The organism is Flavobacterium cyanobacteriorum (assembly GCF_002251835.1).
Lineage (GTDB): Bacteria > Bacteroidota > Bacteroidia > Flavobacteriales > Flavobacteriaceae > Flavobacterium > Flavobacterium cyanobacteriorum.
On the sequence record NZ_NOXV01000161.1, the window covers coordinates 1 to 6,776 of the forward strand.

At 45.0% G+C, this 6,776-nt stretch carries 6 protein-coding genes and 1 other RNA gene; 2 read left to right on the top strand and 5 right to left on the bottom strand.

The features are described 5' to 3' along the window. Positions 1–146: 146 nt before the first annotated feature. Positions 147–1,373 carry an aminotransferase class I/II-fold pyridoxal phosphate-dependent enzyme gene (locus CHU92_RS02655; protein ID WP_094412331.1) on the bottom strand — a complete coding sequence of 409 codons (1,227 nt, stop codon included), beginning with the start codon at positions 1,371–1,373 and terminating at the stop codon, positions 147–149. Positions 1,374–1,538: 165 nt separating this feature from the next. Here CHU92_RS02655 and CHU92_RS02660 point away from each other — a divergent pair, with 165 nt between their 5' ends. Further along, a complete protein-coding gene (locus tag CHU92_RS02660; protein WP_094412333.1) occupies positions 1,539–1,991 on the top strand; it encodes an Lrp/AsnC family transcriptional regulator in 453 nt (150 codons plus the stop codon). A 243-nt stretch (positions 1,992–2,234) separates the two neighbouring features. On the opposite strand, the gene CHU92_RS02665 is transcribed toward CHU92_RS02660, so the two are convergent. The 4 genes from CHU92_RS02665 to CHU92_RS02680 all read right to left on the bottom strand — a co-directional run bounded on the left by CHU92_RS02665 (position 2,235) and on the right by CHU92_RS02680 (position 5,502). Beyond that, positions 2,235–2,867, bottom strand: coding sequence for a DNA polymerase III subunit gamma/tau (locus CHU92_RS02665; protein WP_243389548.1), 633 nt, complete (start codon positions 2,865–2,867; stop codon positions 2,235–2,237). A gap of 50 nt (positions 2,868–2,917) precedes the next feature. Further along, entirely contained in the window at positions 2,918–4,003 is a 1,086-nt protein-coding gene (gene dnaX, locus CHU92_RS02670; RefSeq protein WP_094412335.1) for a DNA polymerase III subunit gamma/tau, read from the bottom strand. A gap of 114 nt (positions 4,004–4,117) precedes the next feature. Further along, the gene (locus tag CHU92_RS02675) at positions 4,118–5,194 is read right to left on the bottom strand and encodes a DNA topoisomerase IB (RefSeq protein ID WP_094412337.1); all 1,077 of its coding nucleotides are present in this window, start codon (positions 5,192–5,194) and stop codon (positions 4,118–4,120) included. Positions 5,195–5,199: 5 nt separating this feature from the next. After that, positions 5,200–5,502 carry a hypothetical protein gene (locus CHU92_RS02680; protein WP_094412339.1) on the bottom strand — a complete coding sequence of 101 codons (303 nt, stop codon included), beginning with the start codon at positions 5,500–5,502 and terminating at the stop codon, positions 5,200–5,202. A 186-nt stretch (positions 5,503–5,688) separates the two neighbouring features. Here CHU92_RS02680 and rnpB point away from each other — a divergent pair. Beyond that, positions 5,689–6,001, top strand: an RNA gene (gene rnpB, locus CHU92_RS02685) — RNase P RNA component class A. Positions 6,002–6,776 lie beyond the last annotated feature (775 nt).

Sequence of the window (6,776 nt, forward strand, 5' to 3'; positions counted from 1 at the left end):
ATCCTCCCCGCCGCCTGCTTTTGCGGCGGGGAGATATAGCGTACAGCGCGACGTGCCTTTACAAAAGTGCGATTTTGTGCCTGCTCCAAAAAAATAAAATAGTAAAGCTATATAGTAGTCGTTGCCTAAGTTTTAGAAGGGCGGTGTTAAACAGCTGCTGTTCCAGCCGGCTGTAGTATGTCCAGTTCTTCCATACACTTTCTCATCATCCTGTACGTCCTTTCAATATCATTATCGAGGCCTATGGAGAAACGTATGAGGCCGTCGCTCAGCCCCATCTCTTTCTGTTCCTCCGGCGGGATTTCGCTTGAAGTTGACGTTCCCGGCGCGCTGAACAGCGTTTTGTAAAAGCCAAGGCTCACGGCCAGGTAGCCCAGGTTGCGTTCCTGCATCAGTTCCATCAGTTCGTTGGCTTTGTCAAGTGTGCCTACGTCAAGTGTCATCATGCCGCCAAACCCGTACTCAGGGTTGATCATGCCCTTGTATAGCTTGTGGCTGGGGTGGCTGCTGAGGCCCGGATACACGGTTTTAAGCCCGTCCTGCTCAAAGCGTCCTGCAAGGTACAGCGCGTTGTGGCTGTGCTGCTTCATGCGTATGTGCAGTGTGCGCAGGTTCTTCAGTATGCTGGCGGCACGAAGGCTGTCCATGGTAGGCCCCAGCAGCATGCTTGCGCCGTCGTTTACGTTGCGTAGCGAGTCTATAAATGCCTGGGTGCCACAGGTTACGCCACCAACGGTGTCGCTCGATCCGTTGATGAATTTTGTAAGGCTGTGTATCACCACATCAGCGCCCAGTTTGGCGGGTGCAACTGAAAGAGGGGAGAAGGTGTTATCAACTACCAGCTTCAGGTTATGCTTTTTAGCAATTTTGGCAAGCCCTTCTATATCAGCTACTTCAAGGAGTGGGTTGCTCACGGTTTCGCAGTACAGCACCTTGGTATCGGTTGTTATGGCTGCCTCAACCATATCCAGCCTGGTAATATCAACAAACGTGTTTTTAATGCCCAGCTTCGGCAGGAAGTTCTTCATAAAAGCATACGTTCCGCCATAAATGGTGCGGCTTGATACCATGTGGTTTCCCTGCGCACAAAGCTGCAAGAGCACGGCAGAAATGGCTCCCATACCCGATGCCGCAACGTTTGCCGCTTCGGTTCCCTCCATGGCGGCAAGGGCCTGGCCTAAGTACAGGTTGCTGGGCGAGGAGTGGCGTGAATAAAGGTAACAGCCCTCAGCATTGCCCTCAAAAGTATCGAACATGGTCTTTGCTGAAAGGAAAGTATAGGTTGAGGAGTCTGAAATTGAAGGGTTTACGCCCCCGAATTCGCCGAAGTATTGCAGGTCCTGTATCTTGTCTGCGGGATTGAAATCGGTCATAGTTATATGGTATTATATGTATTTTACAAATAGAATATTTATTAGTAATAAAAACAATATTATCAAGTATATTCAGATTTTTTTTCCGTTATATTATACATTTGTAAATTATTTTTAACTTTAGATAAACATAACGGCTCTTTTGCCGAAAAATATTCTACAGGTATGGATGCAACTGATAAAAAACTGCTGATGCTGTTGCAGGAAGACAGCCGCAAAACCACTAAGGAACTTTCTGTAAAGCTCGATCTTTCGGTTACCGCGGTGTATGAACGGGTGAAAAAACTGGAGCGTGAAGGCATAATAAGCCGGTATGTGGCGCTGGTAGACCGTAAAAAAGTTAACCGGGGATTCGTGGTTTTTTGCCACCTCAAGCTGCTGCAGCATACTAAGGAATACCTGACCCGCTTTGAAAAAGAGGTTACCCGGCTCGATGAGGTGCTGGAATGCTATCATGTAAGCGGCGATTATGACTATATCCTGAAGATATATGTGGAAAATATGGAGGCCTACCGCGAGTTTATGGTGACCAAGCTTACCACGCTACAGCATATAGGCAGTACGCACAGCACATTTATGATTGGTGAGGTAAAGAACACAAACATAATAGCACTATAAAGAATTTTCTGTAAAGTAGCTTTTTATATTATCTTTTGACGTAAAGCAGGCACTAACTCTACAAATTTTGGATGCGGTTTATTCTCCCAACCTTATGCAGCAGCCGTCATTAGGGCTTGTTGCTACACCCTGTCCTGCTCATTATCTATTGCAGGTGTTAATTTGAAGGATCCTTATGGTTTTTCATTTTGTCCGGATACAAAAACAAAACAAAATAATAAATCACAAAATAGCTTTTCATTTTTAAATATCAAGGTCAAACATCTTCCTTAATGTTTCTATAGCCGGGTTGATAGCTTTAAGCTTTTCAAACTTCTCCTGGGGTGTAAAAGCATGTTTGGCTGAAACCGCTTCATTTACGTGGGTTTCAATGGTAATATCGTGGTTGTGGAGCTTGCCGCGCAGGTAACCCAGCAATTCGATTTTATTATTGTCAAAATCAACTTTTGAGCCTTCATTGGGTAGTTCCAGCCTTATGGTAACGCCATCTTTATCCAGCACAGGGTCGTTTATCTGCATGTAGGTAGCCATGATCTTCTGTCCGTTATCGCTAAGGCGCTGTGCAAACCTGTTCCACATCAGCATCATGTCCGTTTCGGTAAAAGGCTCCCGCGGCAGCTCATCATGTGTTTTTTGCGTAGCTTTTTGGGTCTGCTCAAGCTCCCTTTTCATACGGATACTTGACAGCGACAAAGCCGAAACCTTTACTACACCATCTTTATCTTCTGCCTTTACTACTACAGGTTCTACTACCTCGGGAGTATCTACCTCAAGTTCGGCAGTAGGGAGTGGGGCAATCGGTGCCGGTTTTTCATCAACGGAAACATCAACAATATCTATTTTGGCTGCCGGTGTTTCAATAACAGTTTCCTGCACTGTAATTTTGGTTATTACAGGCGCTCCGTCTTTAAAATAATGTGCGGGGATTATAAACCTGTCAGCTTTTTTTTTTCTCCATCAAAAGTGATGGAGGCAAGCTGCATAAGGCAAAGCTCAACAAGCAGGCGCTGGTTTTGGCTTGCTTTGTACTTCAGGTCGCAGTCATTGGCTATGTCTATAGCCTGCAATAGGAACTCCTGTCCGGCCTTTTGCGCCTGTATGCCATACATTTGCTGGGCAACTTCGCCGGCTTCAAGCAAAACAAGCGTAGCAGGATTTTTACAAACCAACAGGTCACGGAAATGCGAGGCAAGCCCTGCAATAAAATGGTGGCCGTCAAAACCTTTTGCCAATATATCATTATAAGCTAGTAAAAGCTCCGGTATGCGGTTCTCCAGTATCAGGTCGGTTACCTTAACGTAATACTCATAGTCAAGCACGTTAAGGTTCTCAGTAACAGCCTGCCGGGTTAGGTTGGTACCGCAATAGCTTACTACACGGTCAAATATCGAGAGCGCGTCTCGCATGGCGCCATCAGCCTTCTGGGCAATGATATGCAACGCGTCATCTTCAAAAGTAATGCCCTGGCTGCGGGCTACCTCGGCAAGGTGTTCTTTGGCATCCTTAACCGTTATCCGCTTAAAGTCGAATATCTGGCAGCGTGAGAGTATTGTCGGGATGATCTTGTGCTTTTCGGTAGTGGCCAGGATAAAAATAGCATGGCGTGGCGGTTCCTCGAGCGTTTTCAGGAACGCATTAAAAGCCGCCTGGGACAGCATATGTACCTCATCTATGATATACACTTTATACTTGCCTGTTTGGGGCGGTATGCGCACCTGGTCAATGAGGTTGCGTATATCATCAACCGAATTGTTTGATGCGGCATCCAGCTCAAACACGTTAAACGCAAAATCCTCGGTAGGGTCATCATAGCCCTCCTGGTTTATTTTTCGGGCCAGGATACGCGCACAGGTAGTTTTGCCCACGCCACGGGGGCCGGTAAAAAGCAAAGCCTGTGCCAGGTGGTTATTTTCAATGGCATTAAGCAGTGTATTAGTAATAGCCTGCTGGCCAACCACATCTTTAAAGGTTTGCGGACGGTATTTGCGGGCCGATACTATGAACTGTTCCATTACGGCAAATATAGTAAATACTGTCGCATTTTCAAGGATTATTAGATAGTTCGATTATTGGGCTTTAATTAACATGTGACAAAGCCTTTCAAGCCGGGCAATCTAATGACCCGGCTACGCCACCACTTCGGCAATATCTTCTGTCGTTAGTAAATCCAGCAGTGCTTTTTCCCGGGCATTCAGGTCGCCATCAGGCACTTCCGTGGCGGGATTGTAGTTCCATATTGAGCCTTTCTCATACGCTGCTATAACCGTGGGGTGTACGTAGTATTTTTTGCAAACGGTGCGCGTGTTGCCAAGCTTTGCGGCTACAGCGTCAAGTACGTTCACAACTTTCTTTTTACAGTCGCTGTCGCTTGTATGTTCCCCCAGGTCATGGAACGCGCACAGGGCATTAAGGCTGCCCGCCCAGGCACGGAAATCCTTTGCGGTAAAGTCTTCGCCCGTAATTTCTTTAATATAGCCGTTCACATCAGCCGAGCCTATGGTGCGCCGCCTGCCGTCATCACCATAGTACTGGAAAAGTTCCTGGCCGGGTATATCCTTGCATTTCTTTACCAGGTTGGCCATGCGGCGGCTTTGCAGCTTTATGTTGTGCTTCACGCCTTTTTTGCCTACAAATTCAAAAGTAACGGTGGCGCCGTCAAACTTTACGTGCTTGTCGCGAAGTGTGGTTAATCCAAAAGAGCCGTATAGTTTTTTGTAGGCATCATTCCCAATGCGGATGTTAGTCAGCTCAATGAGCTTTACTACCAGCGCCACTACTTTCTCATAGGGAAGGCCCTGCCGCGCCAGGTCTTTTTCTACCTGTGCGCGTATGGCAGGCAGCGCCAGGGCAAACCTACGCAGCCTGTAAAATTTGCTTTGGTTGCGGATTTTGTTCCACTCGGGGTGATAGCGGTACTGCTTGCGGTCTTTGGCATCAATGCCGGTAACCTGCAGGTGCCCGTTCTCGTGCGGGGATATCCACACATTTTCCCACGCCGGCGGTATTACCAGTTTTTTTATTCGGTCAAGCACCCCGGGGTCGCTGACACGGTTGCCCGATTCGTCAAAATAAACAAAGCCGCCGGCTTTCCGCTTCCTGTAGTAGCCTTTATCCTGCTGTAAGGAATAGCGCAAGCCGACGGCTTTGGCGGTGATAACAGGATCTCTCCCTATTTTTTCAAGTTTTTTGTGAAGCCTTTTCATTAATTTTATTCCTCCCTGCCGCGTATGCTTATTTCATGTAACGTGCGTGCGGCATCATTTTCCGCATAGGCCATATGGCCTGCTACAAAAACCCCTTTTTCCCCATCTTTAGCTATAATGCCGTACACTGTGGCCTCGTCTCCGGGGTCGGTTTCGCCTTCATAGCGGTAAATATGCTCAATGGTAAAATCATCCGGATTGCCTTTTATACGGTCTTCTTCAAGGTTAAAATCGGTAGTGAAGCCTTTATCGGTTAGTTCCTGCAATGCCCTTGAAACCGTGGCGTAATGATACATCTGTCTGTCCATGATACTTTGTTTTTATGGTTGGATTAGTCTTTTATTTAAAATTAAAGAATATCTGTTTTTAGCCCTGCCAATGAAATGTTAAACAATAGTTGTTGCAATGTTGAATGTTTGAAAGTTCAAAAGTTGATACAGGAACTTTATAACTTTCAACTTTCAAACCTTATAACTAAAGAGTATCTTTGCCGCCAAGCAGGCCGCCTTATCGCTTCACGGAACGGTGAAGAGGAAAGTCCGGACACCAGAGGGCAGCATAGCGGGTAACGCCCGTCATCCGCCATGGCGGAGAGGACAAGTGCAACAGAAAGTATGTACAGGTAATGCTGTAGTGAAACCAGGTAAACTCTATGCGGTGAAATGCCATGTATACCGGCTATAAGTAGGGCTGCCCGCCCGATGCCGGGGGGTAGGCAGATTGAGCGTAATAGTAATGTTGCGCCTAGATAAATGATAAGGCTCTATTTATTAGAGACAGAATCCGGCTTACAGGCCTGCTTTTATTTATCAAAATTTTCTGTTTTTTTACGGCCAGTCCAATTTAGGTAACGCCTTCTTTTATTGCTAAACTTGCCCAAACCGGCGCCTAAGTTGGAAACTCTAAAATGAAACAGAATTCAGTGAGTTCTTTGCCCGGGGATAGTCTCGTTGAACCCTAAAGTTTAATTGTGCGGTTACTTTTCCGGAGCTTATTTCTATATCAGCTACAGCTGCCTTGTTGCAGTTTTTGGATTAATCTAAATTATTTAGGGCCATTGCTTCATCAGGTATTTAGAAAATAGGATTAGGTATAGATTGACCGGTAATATGTATGATTGGTTATATAGGGATAGACGTAAATTGAGGTAAAATAATTACTGATAAAACCAATTATCATGAAGGATAAACTTAAAAATTTTAATCCATACTTAGGCTAATTTGTGTTGTTGTCTTGCGATGTTTTGCGCCCGCTATTTACCGATACAGAAAGTAATGCAACCTTATAATCCATGTGGTCTTGAAAGCAAATCAATAAATGCTCAATAATAAGTAGAAGAATTAATTAAATTTATTCTTTTTATATAAAATGAGATTTTCCCTAATGTAGTATGCTTTTGAAGATCCTAAATTGATCATTAGGTTTAAAAACCACAAAAATTCTTCTAATAATGAATCGTCTTCTTTGATCTCCTTTATTTTGTATTTAAAGCATCTCATGATTAGTCTTTCTCCATAATAGTAATTTACGGCTAGTAACAATCCTGTCCTAAATAAAATTTAACACTATCAAACTTAACCAT